At 71.4% G+C, this 20,261-nt stretch carries 18 protein-coding genes; 13 read left to right on the forward strand and 5 right to left on the reverse strand.

The features are described 5' to 3' along the window. Positions 1-103 precede the first annotated feature (103 nt). The 6 genes from ACWD6P_RS03905 (at position 104) to ACWD6P_RS03930 (ending at position 6,677) form a co-directional block, all read left to right on the forward strand. Complete coding sequence (locus ACWD6P_RS03905) at positions 104-1,045, forward strand: DUF6457 domain-containing protein (RefSeq protein WP_451442394.1); 942 nt, start codon at positions 104-106, stop codon at positions 1,043-1,045. Next, positions 1,042-2,625, forward strand: coding sequence for a molybdopterin molybdotransferase MoeA (locus ACWD6P_RS03910; RefSeq protein ID WP_451442395.1), 1,584 nt, complete (start codon positions 1,042-1,044; stop codon positions 2,623-2,625). The genes ACWD6P_RS03905 and ACWD6P_RS03910 overlap by 4 nt, the downstream gene beginning before the upstream one ends. Further along, entirely contained in the window at positions 2,622-3,761 is a 1,140-nt protein-coding gene (locus tag ACWD6P_RS03915; protein WP_451442396.1) for a potassium channel family protein, read from the forward strand. Before ACWD6P_RS03910 ends, ACWD6P_RS03915 begins: the two co-directional genes overlap by 4 nt. A gap of 93 nt (positions 3,762-3,854) precedes the next feature. Beyond that, the gene (locus ACWD6P_RS03920) at positions 3,855-4,832 is read left to right on the forward strand and encodes an NAD(P)H-quinone oxidoreductase (RefSeq protein WP_451442397.1); all 978 of its coding nucleotides are present in this window, start codon (positions 3,855-3,857) and stop codon (positions 4,830-4,832) included. 138 nt (positions 4,833-4,970) lie between these two features. Beyond that, positions 4,971-5,879 (forward strand): hypothetical protein, encoded by a 909-nt coding sequence (locus ACWD6P_RS03925; RefSeq protein ID WP_451442398.1) that lies wholly within the window; start codon positions 4,971-4,973, stop codon positions 5,877-5,879. 234 nt (positions 5,880-6,113) lie between these two features. Beyond that, positions 6,114-6,677: a bacterial proteasome activator family protein gene (locus tag ACWD6P_RS03930; RefSeq protein WP_451442399.1), complete on the forward strand. Its 564-nt coding sequence runs from the start codon at positions 6,114-6,116 to the stop codon at positions 6,675-6,677. 95 nt (positions 6,678-6,772) lie between these two features. On the opposite strand, the gene ACWD6P_RS03935 is transcribed toward ACWD6P_RS03930, so the two are convergent. Then, the gene (locus tag ACWD6P_RS03935) at positions 6,773-8,419 is read right to left on the reverse strand and encodes a protein kinase domain-containing protein (protein ID WP_451442400.1); all 1,647 of its coding nucleotides are present in this window, start codon (positions 8,417-8,419) and stop codon (positions 6,773-6,775) included. A gap of 321 nt (positions 8,420-8,740) precedes the next feature. Here ACWD6P_RS03935 and ACWD6P_RS03940 point away from each other — a divergent pair, with 321 nt between their 5' ends. After that, positions 8,741-10,351, forward strand: a complete 1,611-nt coding sequence (locus ACWD6P_RS03940; protein WP_451442401.1) for a protein kinase domain-containing protein — start codon at positions 8,741-8,743, stop codon at positions 10,349-10,351. A gap of 19 nt (positions 10,352-10,370) precedes the next feature. Here the strand turns inward: ACWD6P_RS03940 and ACWD6P_RS03945 are convergent, their stop codons facing one another. From ACWD6P_RS03945 to ACWD6P_RS03955, 3 genes are all read right to left on the reverse strand, one after another. Further along, positions 10,371-11,414 carry a phosphotransferase gene (locus ACWD6P_RS03945; protein WP_451442402.1) on the reverse strand — a complete coding sequence of 348 codons (1,044 nt, stop codon included), beginning with the start codon at positions 11,412-11,414 and terminating at the stop codon, positions 10,371-10,373. A gap of 52 nt (positions 11,415-11,466) precedes the next feature. Further along, positions 11,467-11,886, reverse strand: coding sequence for a pyridoxamine 5'-phosphate oxidase family protein (locus ACWD6P_RS03950; RefSeq protein WP_451442403.1), 420 nt, complete (start codon positions 11,884-11,886; stop codon positions 11,467-11,469). A gap of 118 nt (positions 11,887-12,004) precedes the next feature. Further along, the gene (locus ACWD6P_RS03955) at positions 12,005-12,664 is read right to left on the reverse strand and encodes a response regulator (protein ID WP_451442404.1); all 660 of its coding nucleotides are present in this window, start codon (positions 12,662-12,664) and stop codon (positions 12,005-12,007) included. 327 nt (positions 12,665-12,991) lie between these two features. Here ACWD6P_RS03955 and pdhA point away from each other — a divergent pair, with 327 nt between their 5' ends. The 3 genes from pdhA to ACWD6P_RS03970 are packed head-to-tail and all read left to right on the forward strand — an operon-like array spanning position 12,992 to position 16,688. Further along, positions 12,992-14,206, forward strand: a complete 1,215-nt coding sequence (gene pdhA, locus ACWD6P_RS03960; RefSeq protein ID WP_451442405.1) for a pyruvate dehydrogenase (acetyl-transferring) E1 component subunit alpha — start codon at positions 12,992-12,994, stop codon at positions 14,204-14,206. A 2-nt stretch (positions 14,207-14,208) separates the two neighbouring features. Continuing rightward, positions 14,209-15,192, forward strand: a complete 984-nt coding sequence (locus ACWD6P_RS03965) for an alpha-ketoacid dehydrogenase subunit beta (protein WP_451442406.1) — start codon at positions 14,209-14,211, stop codon at positions 15,190-15,192. A 23-nt stretch (positions 15,193-15,215) separates the two neighbouring features. Further along, entirely contained in the window at positions 15,216-16,688 is a 1,473-nt protein-coding gene (locus ACWD6P_RS03970) for a dihydrolipoamide acetyltransferase family protein (RefSeq protein ID WP_451442407.1), read from the forward strand. Positions 16,689-16,804: 116 nt separating this feature from the next. Here the strand turns inward: ACWD6P_RS03970 and ACWD6P_RS03975 are convergent, their stop codons facing one another. Further along, positions 16,805-16,981, reverse strand: a complete 177-nt coding sequence (locus ACWD6P_RS03975) for a hypothetical protein (RefSeq protein ID WP_451442408.1) — start codon at positions 16,979-16,981, stop codon at positions 16,805-16,807. Between the two features lie 210 nt (positions 16,982-17,191). On the opposite strand from ACWD6P_RS03975, the gene ACWD6P_RS03980 reads away from it, so the two are divergent. From ACWD6P_RS03980 to ACWD6P_RS03990, 3 genes are all read left to right on the forward strand, one after another. Further along, positions 17,192-18,064: a GNAT family N-acetyltransferase gene (locus ACWD6P_RS03980; RefSeq protein WP_451442409.1), complete on the forward strand. Its 873-nt coding sequence runs from the start codon at positions 17,192-17,194 to the stop codon at positions 18,062-18,064. Positions 18,065-18,212: 148 nt separating this feature from the next. Beyond that, the gene (locus ACWD6P_RS03985) at positions 18,213-18,896 is read left to right on the forward strand and encodes a GntR family transcriptional regulator (protein WP_451442410.1); all 684 of its coding nucleotides are present in this window, start codon (positions 18,213-18,215) and stop codon (positions 18,894-18,896) included. 98 nt (positions 18,897-18,994) lie between these two features. Beyond that, a complete protein-coding gene (locus tag ACWD6P_RS03990) occupies positions 18,995-20,248 on the forward strand; it encodes an MFS transporter (RefSeq protein WP_451442432.1) in 1,254 nt (417 codons plus the stop codon). Positions 20,249-20,261 lie beyond the last annotated feature (13 nt).

Raw genomic sequence — 20,261 nt, forward strand, 5'->3', positions numbered from 1 at the left:
GCGGCTTCGCCCACGGCGGAGACGGCCGCCCGCTGCGGCAGAGCTCACGCCGCGTCGGGTACGGCACCTGTGTGATCTCCGCGCCCTTGGCGATACTCAGGGGATGAGCGACCACACCGACCACGACGCCATCGTCCTGGCCGGAGGAGCGGCCCGGCGGCTCGGCGGGGCGGACAAGCCCGCCCTGTCCGTCGGCGGCCGCTCCCTCCTGGACCGGGTGATCGCCGCCTGCCCGGATGCGGCGATCACCGTCGTCGTCGGCCCCGGACGCCCGACCGCCCGCGCCGTGGTCCATGCCCTGGAGGACCCGCCGGGCGGCGGCCCGCTCGCCGCGCTGGACGCCGGCCTGCGGCACAGCACCGCCCCGACGGTGCTCGTCCTCTCCGCCGACCTGCCGTTCCTGACGGTTGCGACCGTACGCAGCCTCCTGTCGGCGGCGACACGAACGGCAGGCGGTGCCGGGCCGGGCGGCGATTCCACACCCCATGACCCGCCCTGTGACGGCGCGATGCTCCAGGACGCCTCAGGCCGGGACCAGCCGCTGGTGGCCGCCTACCGGGCCGCGTCGCTGCGCCGTGAGCTGACGCGGGTGCGCGCCGAGCGCGGCACCCTGGCCGGACTGCCGCTGCGCGCTGTGCTGGACCGGCTGGCGGTGGAACGGGTCCCGGACGCCACATCCAGCGCATCCTTCGACTGCGACACCTGGGAGGACATCGGCGCGGCACGCGCCCGCATCAGGGAGCATGGACACGTGTTGGACGAATGGATCACCGCAGTCAAGGCCGAACTCGGCATCGAGCTCGATGTCGACACGGCGGCGCTTCTCGATCTCGCGCGGGATGCGGCGCACGGCGTGGCCCGCCCGGCCGCGCCGCTGACGACCTTCCTGATCGGCTACGCGGCGGGACGGCAGGGCCGGGATGTGAAGGAGCTGTCCGACCGGGCCGCCGCGCTGGCCAGCCGGTGGGCGGCGGAGGCCGCGGAGTCCGGCGGTACGGCCGGTTCCGGCGGCGCCGCGGGATCCGACGCGAAGCCCGCCGAATGACGGTCGGTGAGTGCGGCGGGGAGGCCGACGGCGTGCCGCGGGCGGCATCCGGCGAGGGGCACGGCGACCCGTTCGACGATGCGCTCGCGCTGGCCAACGGCGTCCGCCCGGCCGTGGCGGCCGACGCACGGGCCACCAGCGGCGCCGGAGGCGGCGGGGGCGGCACCCCGCACACCGCCCACCACGCCCGCGCAGCCGCCTCCCATGACCGCGCCACCTGCGAGAACAGCCACTGCGCCGCCCAAGACACGCCTCCCGCGGCGCCGTCGGCCGACCTCCCTTGGCACACCGCCCGCCGGATCGCCGCACACGCCGTACCCGGCCCGCCCCCGCCCACGACCACCGCGCTCGCTGCTGCGCTGGGCCGCATCCTCGCCGCGCCGCTCACCGCGCTCACCGACCTGCCGTCGTTCGACACCGCGGCGATGGACGGCTGGGCGGTCTCCGGCCCCGGGCCCTGGCGCATCGACGGCCCCGCCGACGAGGCCGAGACCGGCCCGCACCCCGGCATCCTCGCCGGCCACGCCCCCATCGAGACGCTCCCCGACGGCCATGCGATCCCGATCGCGACCGGCGCGCGCATCCCGGTCGGCGCCACCGCCGTGCTGCGCAGCGAGCACGGTGAGGTCCGCCGGCTGAGCGACGGCGGGCAGCGGCTGTACGCGCCACGGCCCGCGCCGCCCGGCCAGGACATCCGCCCGCGCGGCCAGGAGTGCCGCCGCGGCGACCGCCTCCTGCCCGCCGGAGCCCTGGTGACCCCCGCCGTCCTCGGTCTGGCCGCGGCCGCGGGCTACGACGAGCTGACCGCCTACCCACGGCCCCGGGCCGAAGTGTTCGTCCTGGGCGATGAGTTGCTGGACGAGGGGCTGCCCCGGGAGGGCCGGATCCGGGACGCGCTCGGGCCGATGCTCGCGCCCTGGCTGCATGCGCTGGGCGTCGAGGCGGCCGTACCGCGCCATCTCGCCGATGACGCCGACACGCTGTACGCGGCCGTCGCGGAGTCCACCGCCGATGTGGTGATCACCACCGGCGGCACCGCGTCGGGCCCGGTCGACCATCTGCACCCCACCCTGCGCCGCCTGGACGCCGAGCTGCTGGTGGACGGCGTGGCGGTACGCCCCGGCCACCCCATGCTGCTCGCCCGGCTCGCCCCGCGGCGGCACCTCGTCGGCCTGCCCGGCAACCCCCTCGCCGCCGTCTCCGGCCTGTGCACGCTCGCCGAGCCGCTGCTGCGTACGCTCGCCGCCCGCCGGCCGGCGGCCCCGTACCGTACGCCGCTGAGCGCCGCCGTCCACGGGCATCCGCAGGACACCCGGCTCGTCCCGGTGGCCTACCGCGACGACGAACACCAGGGCCTGCTGGCGGAGCCGCTGCGCTTCCACGGCCCCGCCATGCTCCGCGGGATCGCCGCCGCCGATGCGCTGGCCGTCGTCCCGCCGGGCGGCGCGGAGCCCGGAGCCGAGCTTGAACTCCTGGAACTTCCCTGGTCAGCGAGTTGGTCAGCGGGCTGGACGCCGGACTCGTCCATGGGCTGGGCGGCACCCGGGGACCCATCCGAACCCACCGGGGGTGCCACGTGAAACTGCCGTCCCAGGACGCCGCGGCGCATGAAGTGCCCGAGGACCGCTCCCACCGGGTGATGCTGCCGCGCCGCGCACCCAAGGCGCCGCTGCGGCAGGTCGCCCGCCGTCTGATGATGGCGCTGCTCGTCCTGCTCGCGACGGTCTTCATCGTCTGGATAGACCGCGACGAGTACCACGACAACGCCGACGGCGCGGTCGACCTGCTCGACTGCTTCTACTACGCGACCGTCACGCTCTCCACCACGGGCTACGGCGATATCGTCCCGTACGGCGACGGCGCGCGGCTGCTGAACATCCTGCTCATCACGCCGCTGCGGGTGATCTTCCTGATCATCCTGGTCGGCACCACACTGGAGGTGCTGACCGAGCGCACCCGCGAGCAGTGGCAACTGAAACGCTGGAGAGACGCCTTGCGCGACCACACCGTCATCGTCGGCTTCGGGACCAAGGGCCGCTCCGCCGTGCAGACCCTCCGTGCGACGGGGCTGAGCCGCGACCGCATCGTCATCGTCGACCCCAGCACCAAGGTGATCGAGGCGGCGGTGTCCGAGGGGTTCGCGGGGGTGGTCGGCGACGCGACCCGCAGCGACGTTCTGATCCGGGCCGAGATCCAGCGCGCGCATCAGGTCGTCATCGCCACCCAGCGCGATGACACCGCCGTGCTGGTCTCGCTGACCGCGCGTCAGCTCAACAAGAAGGCCAACATCGTCGCGGCGGTGCGGGAGGAGGAGAACGCCCCGCTGCTGCGGCAGTCCGGCGCCGACGCCGTGATCACCTCGGCCAGCGCGGCCGGCCGGCTGCTGGGGCTCTCCGTGCACAGCCCCAGCGCGGGCACCGTCATGGAGGATCTGATCCAGCAGGGCAGCGGCCTGGACCTGGTCGAACGCCCGGTGGTCAAGGCCGAGGTCGGCAAGTCCGTACGGGAGACCGACGACCTGGTCGTGTCCGTGCTGCGCGGCCACCGCCTCCTGGGATATGACGATCCGGAGGCCAGCCCGCTGCAGAGCACGGACCGCCTGATCACCATCATCCGCGCGGCGGCGACACCGGAGCAGGACCTCCCCGGCAAGCAGGCCGGAAAGCCGACGCTCCCGGGCACCAGCGTCTCCCCGATGCGCCGGGTGGATGAATAACCGGGCTTCACAGGCGGGTGGGAGGCCGCACGGTGGTAGTCGGCGGCCCCCGCACCGTCGCTCCGTGCACGGACGGCGAGTAGCCTCGCGCCCATGCGAGCGATCACTATCCCGGAGCCCGGTGGCCCCGAAGCACTTGTCTGGGCGGAAGTGCCCGATCCGCTGCCCGCCGAGGGCGAGGTCCTGATCGAGGTCGCGGCCAGCGCCGTGAACCGCGCCGATCTGCTGCAGCGTCAGGGTTTCTACGACCCGCCGCCCGGCTCCTCCCCGTACCCCGGGCTGGAGTGCTCGGGACGGATCACCGCGGTCGGCCCCGGGGTGCACGGCTGGGCCGTCGGTGACGAGGTGTGCGCGCTGCTGGCGGGCGGCGGTTACGCGGAGAAGGTCGCCGTCCCGGCGGGGCAGGTACTGCCGCTGCCGACCGGGCTGGACCTGGTCACCGCCGCCGCACTGCCCGAGGTGACCTGCACGGTCTGGTCGAATGTCTTCATGATCGCGCACCTGCGGCCGGGCGAGACGCTGCTGGTCCACGGCGGTGCCAGCGGTATCGGCACGATGGCGATCCAGCTCGCCAAGGCGGTCGGGGCACGCGTCGCGGTCACCGCGGGCGGCCCGGAAAAGCTGGCCCGTTGCGCCGAGTTGGGTGCGGACATCCTCATCGACTACCGCGAGCAGGACTTCGTCCAGGAGATCCGCAAGGCCACCGACGGCAAGGGCGCGGACGTCATCCTCGACATCATCGGCGCGAAGTACCTGCAGCGGAACGTCAAGGCGCTGGCCGTCAGCGGACGACTGGCGATCATCGGGCTGCAGGGCGGGGTGAAGGCGGAGCTGAACCTCGCCGCGCTGATGGCCAAGCGCGCCGCGATCACCGGCGCCGGGTTGCGCGCCCGCCCGCTGAACGAGAAGGCGGCAATCGTCGCCGCCGTACGCGAGCATGTCTGGCCGCTGATCGGCAACGGCCAGGTCCGGGCGATCGTGGACCGCACGCTCCCGATGGCGGAGGCCGCCGAGGCGCACCGCGTGGTGGATGCGAGTGCACACGTCGGGAAGGTCGTGCTGACGGTCTGAGCCGACGCCACCCCGACCCGTGCGCCGCCCCTCCCGCACGGCCGGCGGCTAACCCCGCCGACAGCCTCGAGATGCCGTGAATCTGATCACATGTGACGCTGAGCAGGTCACCCGACGGCTCGGCACGGGAGGGGCACTGTGGTCGCTCCAGGTTTCCGTTCGCGCATCGCCACCGGTCTGTTGGTCGCCGCCGTCGTCCTGCCCGTCCCGGCGGGGGCCGCCTCCGCTGCGGCCTCGGACCGGCAGGCCACACCGGCCGACCGTCCCCCGAACCGCACCCACCCGGGCGATCCGCCCGACGACTACGCATCCGAAGTGCTCGGCCCCGATCTCTTCGAACCCTACGATTTCGCGGCCGAGGACCATCTGAGCGATCTCTCGCCGGGCGACGGGAAGTCCGGAGCGGGCCGCGGCCACGCAGGCCACCCAGGAGCCCCGGCCGGCCTCCGGGAACTGTCGGATGCCTTCTCCGCTCTGCCTTACGCCCTCGCGGGCCTCCCGCACCGGCCGTCGCACCACCACCGCGGACACGGGCGGTGGCACCGCCTGCATCACCCGTTCGGCCCTGGGTTCGCGCTGCCGGACCTGCCGTACTTCGGCACCTACCGCGGCGACGGAGATGTGCCGCGGTCCGGCGGCCCCAGGTCGGGCCGGCCGGCGAGCGGGCGGGACACCGATCGTGCGCACCCCCGGCCCCGGCGGCACGCCCCGTCGCCGAAGCGCCATACGCGTTCAGCGTCCGAATCCCGTGCCGACACCTCCGTGGCACGGCCCTCGCCGCCGCACCGCGACAAGAGCACGAAGCGGCGCAGCGAACGGCGCAGTGAGCACCGGTACGAGGCGCTGCCGCCGGTCCCGACGCCGACCGCTGGAGGGAAGGCGGCCCCCGAGCCGGGACGCACGGACGACGAGTCGACCGCGACGGCGCGCCCGTACGCGCTGGAAGCTCCGCAGGCACCGGTCGAGCGGGTCCTTCCGATGGGCGCCGGCCTCGCCCTGACCGGCCTGGGCCTCGCCTTTCTCGGCCTACGGCTGCGTCGAGGCTGACCTGCCTGTTTCACGTGAAACAGGGCACCGGCCCGGCGCTCGGTTTCACGTGAAACGGAGCACCGGCACTACCGGTTTCACGTGAAACAGAGCACTGATGCCGACGTTTCACGTGAAACCGAGGGAATCCGTTGTTTCACGTGAAACAACGGCCGTCGGATCCGTCCGGAATGGTGGATCACCTTCTCCCGGGGGCACCACCGTTCATAAGCCCTCGTACGAGAGAATGGCGGCATGGATATGCCGATGAACGAACGGTCGCAGGAGAACCCGCACGTCCTGGTTGTCGGCCCGGACGGCATGGCCCTCGGCGGTGCCGCCTCCGGCGGCGGGGACGACGGCGAGGAGCCCCGCGAGGTCCCGGTGACGGACATGGTCGAACAGCCTGCGAAGGTCATGCGCATCGGCAGCATGATCAAGCAGCTGCTGGAAGAGGTGAAGGCCGCTCCTCTGGACGAGGCAAGCCGGGTCCGGCTCAAGGAGATCCACTCCAGCTCGGTCAAGGAGCTGGAGGACGGTCTGGCGCCCGAGCTGGTCGAGGAGCTGGAGCGGCTGTCGCTGCCGTTCACCGATGAGTCGGTGCCGACGGAGGCGGAGCTGCGCATCGCTCAGGCTCAGCTGGTGGGCTGGCTGGAGGGACTCTTCCACGGCATTCAAACCGCACTGTTCGCTCAGCAGATGGCCGCTCGCGCCCAGCTGGAGCAGATGCGCCGTGCGCTGCCGCCCGGCATGGCTCCGGTCGACAGCGATGAAGGCCAGTCCGGTCACGGCGGTGCCCGCTCGGGCCCGTACCTCTAAGACCCGGCCCGTTCCTCGTAGCGGCCCGGCAGGCCAGAGCAGAAGGGGCCGGCACGCGAACTGCGTGCCGGCCCTCTTTGCTGCGTGTGCCCGATTTAGTAGTGCCCGGTCGAGATGGTCAGCTCGATCGTCTCGCCGCTCTTCGGGTCCCATCGGTCGAAGCCTCCCGGCTTCGTCGCGATGACCGTGTTCTTGGCGGTGTACCCGCGGTTCTCCTCCGTGACCTTGTACTTCCAGCCCGCCGCGTTGAGGCAGGCCTTCACCGAGTCCAGGTTCTTGTAGGTGAGGAACGGGAAGTAGATCTTGGACGGCTCGCTGTAGGGCTTCGACGGGTTCGTGCAGTCGGAGGTCGAGACCGTCCGCGTCTTGTCCTCGGGCATGACGCTCTGGGTGGGCGACGCCGAGTAGGAGTAGCTCGACGTCGGATCGGTGTCCGGGTCGTCGCTGCTGCCGCCGGCGCTGAGCCCGATACCGATGGCTATTGCGGTGACCACGACCACGCCGACTATCGCCGAGACGACGATCACCGGGGTGTTGTTCTTGCGCGGCGCGGGGCTGCCGGTCGTCGGCATCGAGGCCGTCACGGGCGGCGGGGTGTACGGCGGCGGGGCCTGGAAGCCACCGGCGTTGAACGGCGCGGGGGCCGGGCCGGGCGCCGGGGTCGGGTAGGCATTGTTCGGCGGCGGGGGCGTCTGGGGCCCGAACCCGGCCGCCTGCGTCGGCTGGTAGGGCTGCTGGACGCTCGGCGGGGCCGGGGTCTGCGGATTGCCGGACGCCGTGGGGAACACGGCGGAGGACACCGACGAGCCGCTGGTGCGCGCCCGCGGACCCTCGCCGATGATCAGCGGCGTCGCGCCGGACTGTCCGGACCCGGCGATCCGCAGGCACTCGTCCCGCATCGCCTCGGCGGTCGGGAAGCGTTCGTTGGGGTTCTTCTTCAGCGCGCGGGCGACCAGCGCGTCCACGGCCGGCGGCAGCGAGCGGTTGATGCTCGACGGGACCGGCGGCTCTTCCTGGACATGGGCGTACGCGATGGCGAGCGGGGAGTCCGCGTCGAACGGCAGCTGGCCGGTCAGCAGCTCGAAGAGCATGATGCCGACGGAGTAGAGGTCGGAGCGGGCGTCCACACCGCGGCCCAGCGCCTGCTCGGGCGAGAGGTACTGCGGGGTACCGACGACCATGCCGGTCTGCGTCATGGACGTCACGCCGGACTGCATGGCGCGGGCGATACCGAAGTCCATGACCTTGACGACGTTCCGCTTGTTCAGCATCACGTTGCCGGGCTTGATGTCGCGGTGGACCAGGCCCATCTCATGGCTGACTTCGAGCGCGGCCAGCACATCGGCCGTGATCTTCAGGGCTTTTTCCGTCGGCATCGCGCCATGCTGGGCGATGTCGTTGTCCAGGTCGGAGCGCAGCGGCTGGCCCGCGACGTACTCCATGACGATGTACGGCACCATCGCGCCGTCGAGCTCGTCCTCGCCGGAGTCGAAGACCGAAACGATATTGGTGTGCGTGAGCTTCGCCACGGACTGCGCCTCGCGGCGGAAGCGCTCGCGGAAGGCCTGCTCACGACCGAGTTCGGTGTGCAGGGTCTTGATCGCGACCTCGCGGTCCAGCACGCTGTCGTAGGCGAGGTGCACGGACGCCATGCCGCCCGCCCCGAGAAGATCACGAAGCTGGTAACGTCCTCCGCCGACCGAACGGCCCTCGAATTGGCCCTGAGCGCCGTCCTGGCTCATCGTTCCGCTTCCCCCTAGGCGCACGGCCCACTACCCGCACGTGTAGCGATCAAAATCTGGAATTCCGCAGCCAAGTCTGCCCCAGGCCTCGGACACGTCAAGCCGTGTGCCCGTTCCGTGACCAGATGTGCAAGATCCCGTCACGGCACTGAGACGATCTGCACCCTCGATCACCCCGGGTGAACTTGCGATATCAGGCATTCGGCGGGTTTGATGGCCGGTCCACGGCGGACCGGCGGGTGCCGCGGAGCCTGTAGCGTGCTCTAGCGAAGACCGATGACCTTACCGCTTTCATGCGGATCGATTCGACGGCGAGGACCGATGGCACCGACGCAGAGCCCCCAGGGCCCGTCCGACCATGAGGCCACCGGCTCCCATATCCCCGACGCACCGGAGATGTGGGGCAACGGCGGGCTGGTCGGCGACGGCCGCTACCGGCTCACGCGGCGGCTCGGCCGCGGCGGCATGGCAGAGGTATTCGCGGCGGAGGACGTACGCCTCGGCCGTACCGTCGCCGTGAAGCTGCTGCGCGCAGACCTTGCCGAGGACCCGGTGTCCAAGGCCCGCTTCACGCGTGAGGCGCAGTCCGTGGCCGGGCTGAACCACCACGCGGTGGTGGCGGTCTACGACTCCGGCGAGGACCTGGTCGGCGGCAACACCGTGCCGTACATCGTGATGGAGCTGGTCGAGGGCCGCACCATCCGCGATCTGCTGCTCAACGCCGACGCCCCGCCGCCGGACCAGGCGCTGATCATCGTCTCCGGGGTGCTGGAGGCGCTGGCCTACAGCCACCAGCACGGCATCGTGCACCGTGACATCAAGCCCGCGAACGTGATCATCACGAACAGCGGCGCCGTCAAGGTCATGGACTTCGGTATCGCCCGCGCCCTGCACGGCGCGCAGTCCACGATGACCCAGACCGGCATGGTCATGGGTACGCCCCAGTACCTCTCCCCCGAGCAGGCCCTCGGCAAGACCGTCGACACCCGCTCCGACCTCTACGCCACCGGCTGCCTGCTGTACGAACTCCTCACGCTGCGGCCGCCGTTCACCGGCGAGACCCCGCTCTCGGTGGTCTACCAGCACGTGCAGGACATGCCGGTACCGGCCTCCGAGGTCGCCGACGTGCCGCCGGAGCTGGACGGCCTGGTCATGCGTTCGCTGGCCAAGGACCCCGACGACCGGTTCCAGACCGCCGAGGAGATGCGCGGCCTGGTCCAGTACTCGCTGCAGATGCTGCAGGAGCAGGGCGGGCACACCGGCACCTGGAACACCGGCCCGGTCGCGCTGCACGAGGGCGGTCACACCCCGTCCATGGGCAACGCCGCCACCACCGCGCTGCCGCACCCCGACGCCGGCCAGACCACGGCCCAGCCGATCCTGTCGTCCCGCATGCGCGAGGACGACGGCGGTTTCGAGGGCGGGCACCGCCCGGCCAAGGGCGGCCGCGGCAAGATCTGGCTGATCGCGGCGCTCGCGGTGATCGCCATCGCGGCGGGTGTGGCCTTCGCGATGCAGAACACCAAGGGTTCGGACAACAAGCGCGAGACGCCCACCACGCAGTCCCCGTCGCCTTCGAAGGACGAGAAGACCACCGAGCCGCCGACGGAGGATCCCACCACTCCGCAGACCGAGCCCGGCGGCACGGGCGGCGACGGCGGTACGTACACCCAGCCGGAGACGCAGGAGCCGACCACGGAGCCGACGACTCAGGAGCCCACCACGGAGCCGCCCACGACCAGCGAGCCGACGACCGAGCCGCCCACCGAGACCGTCGGCGGCACGGACGACGGCGGGACCACGGACGGCGGGCCGACGGACGGCGGCACCACGGACGGCGGCACCACCGACGCCGGAACGAGCGCCGGCGCGGACGGCGGGACCACCAGCAGCGGCACGGACGCCGGCGCCTCGCTGGGTAGCACCGGCTGATACGGGCGCGCCGCCCGCCTCAGCGGGTGAACGCGTCCCGTACGGCGCGGTATTCGCGAGTCCACCACACGGCCAGTGCGGCCGCCGCCGGGAACTGCGGGTCGGTGCGGCGGTCGCCGAGCTGGTAGCGCCAGGTGAGCATCCAGAAGTCGTTCAGCCGCTCCCACCACACCCGGTGGACGGCCGCGGCCAGCTCCTCGGCGTCGGCCCCGCACGCGCTGCGGTAGGCACCCGCGTACGCCGCGACCTTGGCCAGGTCCAGGGTGCCGCAGGGCCGTACGAAGAAGATCGCGGCGGCGCGGACCGCCTCCTCGGCGCGCGGTTGGACGCTCAGCCGGTCCCAGTCGACGATCGCGGTCGGTTCCGCGCCGCGGTAGAGCACATTGAGCGGGTGGAAGTCGCCGTGCACCCAGCCGGCGGCGGGTTCCGTGCCGGGGGCCGGGCGGCGGTGCACCTGGCGTTCCAGCAGGGTCCGGCGTTCCAGCAGGCGGTGCTCGGCGAGCTCGTCGAAGCTGGTGCGCGGGCGGGCGCTGCGGGCCAGCGCCAGCAGCTCGTCGATCATCTCGAAGGTCCGCGCGGGGTCGGCGCCGGCGTCCGCGCAGGGCGGCCGCGGAGGGTGCGGTTCGTCCGCCATGACCTGCCCCAGCGCGGTGTGGACGAGCCCCAGCAGGGCGCCGAGCCGGCGGGACTGGCCGCAGGTCAGCGCGGCTCCGGTGAGGTGGCGGCCCTCGATCCAGGGGTGCAGGGCGTAGCAGCGGCCGTCCAGGACGGTGACCGTGCGGCCGTCCGCGTCGGCGACGGCGGGGGCGACCGGCAGGCCGAGCGCGGCGAGCCGGCGGGTGGCGCGGTGCTGGCGGGTGATGGCGGCCTGGTCGCCGTCCAGGTGGTGCTTGAGGAAGTAGCGGCCGCGGGTGGTGGCGAGGAAGTAGCCGTGGTTGAGCAGGCCTTCGGCGACGGGCTCGCAGGACAGCGGCGCGCCGGCGCCGGTGTAGTGGCGGAGCAGGGATCCGAGGGTGTCTCTGGCGGGCGTCGCCGCCGCCCGGACTACAGATGAGCGCAGCACGCGCCAGATGTTAGATCAACTGCACCCGTCGGAGTGGCTGTGGCGGAAGGCCTTACGCAGAGTGCGCAGGGCAGAAGACGGGCACATCCGTGAGGTGGTGCAGGGTCACGAACTCCGGCTCGATGCGCAGAAAGACCGGGTCGAAGGGCACGCCGTCGGCCAGCCGCGGGGTGGGGCCGAAGCGCTCGCGTTCGGCGGGCGTCGGGTCGACCACCCGGGCGGTGCCGGTGAACTGGACGGACCAGGTGTCGGTCGCACCGCTGTTGATGTTGTCGGCCTCGTACGCGACCACACTGCCGTCCAGCGCCCGGTGGTAGTCGTAGCCGCGGTGCAGCCGGAGCATCAGCCGGCCGTCGTCCAGGACGAGATGCCGGGTGACGGTGGTGAACGGCAGCGCCCGCCGACTGGCCGAGACCCGCCCGTAGGGGGTGCGGCCGAGCAGCTCGATGGCACGGTAGTCGTCGGTGGGCATGGCCCCACCTTGCCGTTCGGGCCGGGCCGGCCAGTAGGGCCCAGCAGCCCGAGGAAACGGGACGATGGTCCCGAAATGTCATGAGCCGGGCGGCGGCCTTCGGGTGCCCGCTACCGGGTCAGTGCCGCTCGGCCTGCCGCCGCGCGACATATGCGGCGGCCTGGGAGCGGCGCTCCATGCCGAGCTTGGACAGCAGGCTGGAGACATAGTTCTTGATCGTCTTCTCCGCGAGGTGCAGCCGCTCGCCGATCGCGCGGTTGGTCATCCCCTCGCCGATCAGATCGAGGATCTTGCGCTCCTGCTCGGTCAGGCTCGCCAGCCGGTCGTCGCCCTTGGCGGCGCTGCCGTCGCGCAGCCGCTCCAGGACCCGGGCGGTGGCCACGGGATCGAGCAGCGACTTGCCCGCCGCCACATCACGTACCGCGGAGAGCAGCTCATTGCCCCGAATGGCCTTGAGGACATAACCGGATGCACCGGCCATAATTGCATCAAAAAGGGCTTCGTCGTCCGCGAAAGAGGTGAGCATCAGGCATTTGATGTCCTCGTCCTGTGACCGGATCTCGCGGCAGACCTCGACACCGCTGCCGTCCGGCAGCCGGACGTCGAGCACCGCCACGTCGGGACGCGTCGCCGGGATCCTGACCAGGGCGTCTGCGGCGGTGCCGGCCTCGCCGACCACCTCGATGTCCTCTTCGGTAGCGAGCATTTCGTGGACGCCGCGTCGGACGACCTCATGATCATCGAGCAGGAATACCGTGATTTTTCCGTCTTCGCGCACCAACCCAGTCTCACACATCAAGTCTTCCCGTGCTCTAGGTCACCGATATAACGTGCCGTTGTCCCGGCGGCCTGCAACGCTGTGACCAGGAGTTGTTCCAAGCCTTCGCGATTTACTTGGAAATCCAAGCAAAATCGCAGGTCAGCGCCGTTTCCACTTCGGCTTTGACAATGGGTAACGTGCAATGAGCAGGCCACCTTCCGGGAGCTTTGTTCCACCCGGATCCGGCCGCGTTCGCACACACCCCGTGCGCCGTATCGGATACCGGGTGAGCCGCAATACGGCCACCGGCGGACCCCGGGGGCCGGACAGACGGAGGAGCAGCACGTGACCGTGGAAGGCACTGCGCAGCGGAAGAACGCCCGCAGCAGCAAGCGCACCACCGCCAAGAAGGCGGCGCCGGCAACGAAGGCGTCCCCGGCCAAGGCCCGCACGACCGGCCGGCCCGAGCAGGCGGAGCAGGATGAGCTCGTACAACTGCTGACCCCCGAAGGGAAGCGGGTCGAGCACCCGGACTACTCGATCGACCTGTCCCCCGAGGAACTGCGCGGGCTCTACCGCGACATGGTGCTGACGCGGAAGTTCGACGCCGAGGCGACCACTCTCCAGCGCCAGGGCGAACTGGGCCTGTGGGCCTCGCTGCTGGGCCAGGAGGCGGCCCAGATCGGCTCCGGCCGCGCGCTGCGCGACGACGACTACGTCTTCCCGACCTACCGCGAGCACGGTGTGGCGTGGTGCCGCGGCGTCGACCCGACGAACCTGCTGGGCATGTTCCGCGGGGTCAACCACGGCGGCTGGGATCCCAACAGCAACAACTTCCACCTCTACACCATCGTCATCGGTTCGCAGACCCTGCATGCGACCGGCTATGCGATGGGGGTGCAGAAGGACGGCGCGGATTCCGCGGTGATCGCGTACTTCGGTGACGGCGCCTCCAGCCAGGGAGACGTCGCGGAATCCTTCACCTTCTCCGCGGTCTACAACGCCCCGGTCGTGTTCTTCTGCCAGAACAACCAGTGGGCGATTTCCGAGCCCACCGAGCGGCAGACCCGGGTACCGCTCTACCAGCGCGCCCGCGGCTTCGGATTCCCCGGCGTACGGGTCGACGGCAATGACGTACTGGCCTGTCTCGCGGTGACCAAGGCGGCGCTGGAGCGGGCGCGGACCGGCCAGGGCCCGATGCTGATCGAGGCGTTCACCTACCGCATGGGTGCGCACACCACCTCCGACGACCCGACGCGGTACCGCGCGGACGAGGAGCGGGCGGCCTGGGAGGCCAAGGACCCGATCCGCCGGCTGCGGACGTATCTGCAGGACGAGGGCCTGGTGGACGAGGCCTACCTCGCGTCGATCGACGAGGAGAGCGAGGCCCTGGGCAAGCGGGTCCGCGAGGTCGTACGCGCCATGCCGGACCCGGACCACATGGCGATCTTCGAGAATGTCTATGCCGACGGGCATGCGCTCGTCGATGAGGAGCGCGCGCAGTTCGCCGCGTACCAGGCGTCGTTCGCCGATGCCGAGACCGTCGCGGAGGGGAACTGACCATGACCGTCTTCGAGAAGATCACCATCGCCAAGGCGATCAACGAGTCGCTCCGCGCCTCCATGGAGGCCGACCCCAAGGTCCTCGTCATGGGCGAGGACGTCGGCAAGCTCGGCGGCGTCTTCCGCGTCACCGACGGCCTCCAGAAGGACTTCGGCGAGGACCGGGTGATCGACACCCCGCTCGCGGAGTCCGGCATCGTCGGCACCGCGATCGGCCTGGCGCTGCGCGGCTACCGCCCGGTCGTCGAGATCCAGTTCGACGGCTTCGTCTTCCCCGCCTACGACCAGATCGTCACCCAGCTCGCCAAGATGCACGCCCGCGCGCTGGGCAAGGTCAAGGTGCCGGTCGTCATCCGCATCCCGTACGCGGGCGGAATCGGCGCGGTCGAGCACCACTCCGAGTCCCCCGAGGCGCTCTTCGCGCATGTCGCGGGCCTCAAGATCGTCTCCCCCTCGAACTCCTCCGACGCCTACTGGATGCTCCAGCAGGCCATCGCGGGCGACGACCCGGTCATCTACTTCGAACCCAAGCGCCGCTACCACGACAAGTCGCGGCTGGACACGGAATCGATCCCCGACCCGCTGCACAAGGCCCGGATCGCCCAGAGCGGTTCCGACCTCACACTGGCCGCCTACGGCCCGATGGTGAAGGTCTGCCTGGACGCCGCCAAGGTCGCGGCCGAGGAGGGCAAGTCGGTCGAGGTCGTCGACCTGCGCTCGCTGTCCCCGATCGACTTCGACACCGTGCAGGCGTCGGTGGAGAAGACGGGCCGGCTGGTCGTCGTCCACGAGGCTCCGACGTTCTTCGGCCCCGGTGCGGAGATCGCCGCCCGGATCACCGAGCGGAGCTTCTACCACCTGGAGGCTCCGGTCCTGCGGGTCGGCGGCTTCCACTCCCCGTACCCGCCCTCCCGGCTGGAGGACGAGTACCTTCCGGGACTGGACCGGGTGCTCGACGCCGTCGACCGTGCGTTGGCGTACTGAGGGTTTGAGGAGAGTTCGTGACCATGACTGCAGGTACCGCCAACGCCCAGCGCTTCCGCGAGTTCAAGATGCCCGACGTGGGCGAGGGGCTCACCGAGGCAGAGATCCTCAAGTGGTACGTCCAGCCCGGCGACACCGTCACCGACGGCCAGGTCGTCTGTGAGGTCGAGACCGCCAAGGCCGCCGTCGAACTGCCCATCCCCTACGACGGGGTGGTGCACGAGTTGCGCTTCGGCGAGGGCGTCACCGTCGACGTCGGCACCGTGATCATCTCCGTGGACACCGATCCCGGAGCCGGACCCGCCGGGGCGCCGGCCGCGCAGGGCGCGGAGCAGACCGCCGCCGTGTCCGACGAGGAGGACGCCGAGCCGCAGGGCCGCCAGGCAGTGCTGGTCGGCTACGGCGCCGCGCCGTCCTCGACCAAGCGCCGGGCCCGCAAGCCGCAGCCCGGTGTGCCGGCCCAGCCGGAGCCGGTGACCGCCGCACTCCAGGCGGAGCTGAACGGGCGCACCGCACCGGCGCCGGTCGCCGTCCCGGTGGCTCCGGCCGTCCCCGCCGCTCCGGCCGCGAGCCCCGCGCCCGCCGCCTCCGCCGGCCGGCCGCTGGCCAAGCCCCCGGTGCGCAAGCTCGCCAAGGACCTCGGCATCGACCTGGCGACCATCGTGCCGACCGGGCCGGACGGGATCATCACCCGCGAGGACGTGCATGCGGCCGCCGCCCCGGCCCCGGCTCCGGCCGAGATCCCCGTGCCGACGGCCGTGGCCCCGGCCGAGCCCGCCATCGTCGACGCCGCCGCCCGCGAGCGCCGGGTACCGGTCAAGGGCGTACGCAAGGCCACCGCACAGGCGATGGTCGCCAGTGCCTTCACCGCGCCGCATGTCACGGAGTTCATCACCGTCGACGTGACCCGGACGATGAAGCTCGTCCAGGAGCTGAAGCAGGACCCGGACATGGCGGGGCTGCGGGTCAACCCCCTGCTGCTCGTCGCCAAGGCTCTGCTGGTCGCCATCAAGCGCCACCCGGAGGTCAACGCGTCCTGGGACGAGGCGAATCAGGAGATCGTCTACAAGGACTACGTCAACCTCGGGATCGCGGCGGCCACGCCGCGCGGGCTGATCGTCCCGAACATCAAGGACGCCGCCGCCAAGACGCTGCCGCAACTCGCCGCGGAGCTGGGCGATCTGGTGGCCACCGCCCGCGAGGGCAAGACCTCCCCGGCGGCGATGACCGGCGGCACGGTCACCATCACCAACGTCGGCGTCTTCGGCGTCGACACCGGTACGCCGATCCTCAACCCGGGAGAGTCGGCGATCCTCGCCTTCGGTGCGGTCAAGCTTCAGCCGTGGGTCCACAAGGGCAAGGTGAAGGCCCGGCAGGTCACCACCCTCGCGCTGTCCTTCGACCACCGGCTGATCGACGGTGAACTGGGCTCCAAGCTGCTCGCGGATGTCGCGGCGGTGCTGGAGCGGCCGAAGCGGCTGATCACCTGGGGGTGATCCGGGATTGCGGGGCCGGCCGGCTCCAGGCGCCGTTTCACGTGAAACAACGCCTGGAGCCGGCGCGGTTTCACGTGAAACGGTGCCCGCGGCCGGCTGCTGTGACAGGGGGCAGGTCAGCCCCGGATGAGCTCCACCGCGCGGCTGAAGTGCGCCACCGGCCCGGTCGGACCGGTCTCGTCGACGTGTGCGGCGCCGCGGGTCAGTGCGATACCCGCCCACAGGCCGGCGACGATCAATGCCAGTACGACGGTGTTCCGCGTCCGGCGGCCGGCGTTCGTCCTGGGCTGCATGGTCAACTCCCCTTGAGTGTCGGAGCCTCCCCGGCTCCATGCCTCTATTCACCCATGGGATTCGGGCCGATCCGTACGCGCCAGGTACGGACTCGCGTCAGCCTTTAGGTGGACCCTACGTCCCCCTCTGGTCCCCCCTTCCCGGCGGAAGCGGGCCCGACGGCGACAAAGGGTTTGCCGCCGTCGGCCGCGCTGTCTACGGTCGGCGAAATGACCAGCGACATGATCATCCGGCGTTATCGGGACTCTGACCAGGATGTTGTCACCGACCTGTGGTCGCGGGCGGTGCGGCAGGCGCACCCGTTCATCGAGGGGGAGGGCACGGGTGAGCGGGCCCGGATCCTTCGCGAGGTGTACCTCGTCGAGGCGGAGAACTGGGTCGCCGAGCGTGCCGGCACAGTCGTCGGCCTGCTCGGGCTCCTGCCGGACGGGCGCGCGGAGAGCGCGGAGGACGGGGCCGGCGCTGAGGTCGGCGGACTGTTCGTGGCTCCGGAGGTCCAAGGGGGCGGCATCGGGCGGCAGTTGCTCGAACATGCGGCGGCGCGGCACGGTGCACTGACCCTGGAGGTCTTCGAGGAGAACGCCCGCGCCCGCCGGTTCTATGCGGACCTCGGCTTCACCGAGCGAGGGCGGCGGCGGGACGAGGCGACCGGCCATCCGCTGATAGCCCTGGAGCGGGCCGCGCCGCTGAGATCGGTGGGGTGGCTGCATCTGCGCGAGGGACGGCTGCTGAGCGTACGGACCCGGGGGAACGACACGTTCTACCTCCCGGGCGGGAAGTACGAGCCCGGGGAGACCGCCCGCGAGGCGCTGTCGCGTGAGCTCTCCGAAGAGCTCGGGCTGACGGTGCCCGCCGAGGAGCTGACGGAGGCGTTCGTCATCCATGACGTTGCGCACGGCAAAAACGGCCGCCGACTGCATATGACCTGCTTCACCGGCGGGCCCCAGGACATCGAGCCGGCCCCGGGCCGGGAGATCGCCGAGTACGCCTGGTTCGACCGGCGGGAGGCGCGCGAGCGCTGCGCTCCGGCCCACTCGCAGGTGGTGGACCGGCTGATCGCGCAGGGGCGGATGCCGCACTGAAAAACCCGGGGCCCGCCCCCGCCGCCCGGCCCGCCCCCGGGTGCCGAGCGGGCCCCATTGGTGCCTCTACCTGGACAAACAGTCCCGTGATCGTCCGCATCGCGGAACCGAGTGTCGGACGCATACCTGTTGTATCTATCCTGTGCGCATGCCCTCCGCGTCCCTCCCCACCGCCCCCGCCAGAGAGCCCGCCGTCAAGCAGCCGCCCGCCGCCGAGCGGGTCTATGCGCACATCAAGGACGCCGTCCTGGACCGCCGCTACGAGGGCGGGATGCTGCTCACCGAGGGCGAGCTGGCCGACGCCGTGGGCGTCTCGCGGACCCCGGTGCGCGAGGCGCTGCTGCGGCTGGAGGTCGAGGGGCTGATCAAGCTCTACCCGAAGAAGGGCGCGCTGGTGCTGCCGGTCTCCGCGCAGGAGATCGCCGATGTCGTCGAGACCCGGCTGCTGGTGGAGAAGCACGCCGCGGCCAAGGCGGTGCCCGCGGGCGAGTCGCTGATCGGTGAGCTGACCGAGCTGCTGGAGACCATGCGGGAGCAGGCCGCGGCCGGCGATCTGGCGGCCGTCTCCGTCACCGACCGCGCCTTCCACGCCGCGATCGTGCGCAACGCCGGCAACCAGATCCTGGACCGGCTCTACGAGCAGCTGCGCGACCGCCAGCTGCGGATGGGCGTCGCGGTGATGCATGCCCACCCCGACCGGATCGCCAAGAACATCGTCGAGCACGCGGAGATCCTGGAGGCGCTGCGCGCCGGTGACGCGGACGCCGCGACCGACGCCGTGCACCGCCACGTCAGCTGGGTCCGCAACCTCGCGCAGGGGGATGTGCGATGAGCGGTGGCACCGGAGGACCGGAGAGCGCCGACGGCTCCGGCATAGGCGGTGGCCCCGCCCGTCCGTTGCTCACGGACCCGCCCGGCGGCCGTAAGGCCATGGCCGTCTGGGGCATCGGCGTCGCGGTCTACTTCGTCGCGATCACCTACCGTACGAGCCTCGGTGTGGCCGGCCTGGACGCCGCCGAGCGCTTCCACATCAACGCCTCGGCGCTGTCGACGTTCTCCATCCTCCAGTTGCTGGTCTACGCGGGGATGCAGATACCCGTCGGCCTGATGGTCGACCGGCTCGGCGCCAAGAAGGTGCTGACCCTCGGAGTGGTGCTCTACACCGTCGGCCAGTTGGGCTTTGCGCTCTCCGCGTCGTACCCGATGGCGCTCGGCTCGCGTGCGCTGCTCGGCTGCGGTGATGCGATGACCTTCATCAGCGTGCTGCGGCTGGGCTCCCGCTGGTTCCCGGCCCGCCGGGGCCCGATGATCGCGCAGATCGCCGCGCTGGTCGGCATGGCGGGCAACCTCGTCTCCACGCTCGTCCTCGCCCGCTTCCTGCACACCTTCGGCTGGACCCCGACCTTCGCCTCCAGCGCGGCCGGCGGCATCGTCGTCCTGACCTTGCTGCTGCTCTTCCTCAAGGACCACCCCGAGGGCTTCGAGCCCCCGCCGCCGCCCGCCGAGCACACCGGCGCCGGGTTCGTGCGGCGGCAGATCGCGGACGCCTGGCGCGAGCCCGGCACCCGGCTCGGCATGTGGGTGCACTTCACCACCCAGTTCCCCGCGATGGTCTTCCTGCTGCTGTGGGGCCTGCCGTTCCTCGTCGAGGCGCAGGGACTGTCCCGCGGCACCGCCGGCGAGCTGCTCACCCTCGTGGTGCTCTCCAACATGGCGGTGGGGCTGGTCTACGGACAGGTCATCGCCCGCCACCACGCGGCCCGTACGCCGCTGGCCCTGGGCACTGTTGGCGCCACCGCTCTGATGTGGGTGATCGTGCTGTCCTGGCCGGGCGACCATGCGCCGATGTGGCTGCTGATCGCGCTGTGCGCGGTGCTCGGGGCCTGCGGCCCGGCTTCGATGATCGGCTTCGACTTCGCCCGGCCCGCCAACCCGCCCGAGCGCCAGGGCACCGCGTCCGGCATCGTCAACATGGGCGGGTTCACCGCATCGATGACGACGCTGTTCGCCGTCGGTGTCCTGCTCGACGTCACCGGCGACAACTACCGGATCGCCCTCGCCTCGATCTTCGTGCTGGAGGTGGTGGGCGTCGTCCAGATCCTCCGGCTGCGCGGCAGCGCGGCGCAGCGCGAGCGGGAACGGCTGGTGGTCAGCCGGGTCGAGGTGGTCCACGTGCCGGCGTGAGGCGTTGGCGGGG

It is taken from the genome of Streptomyces sp. NPDC002446, assembly GCF_053595675.1.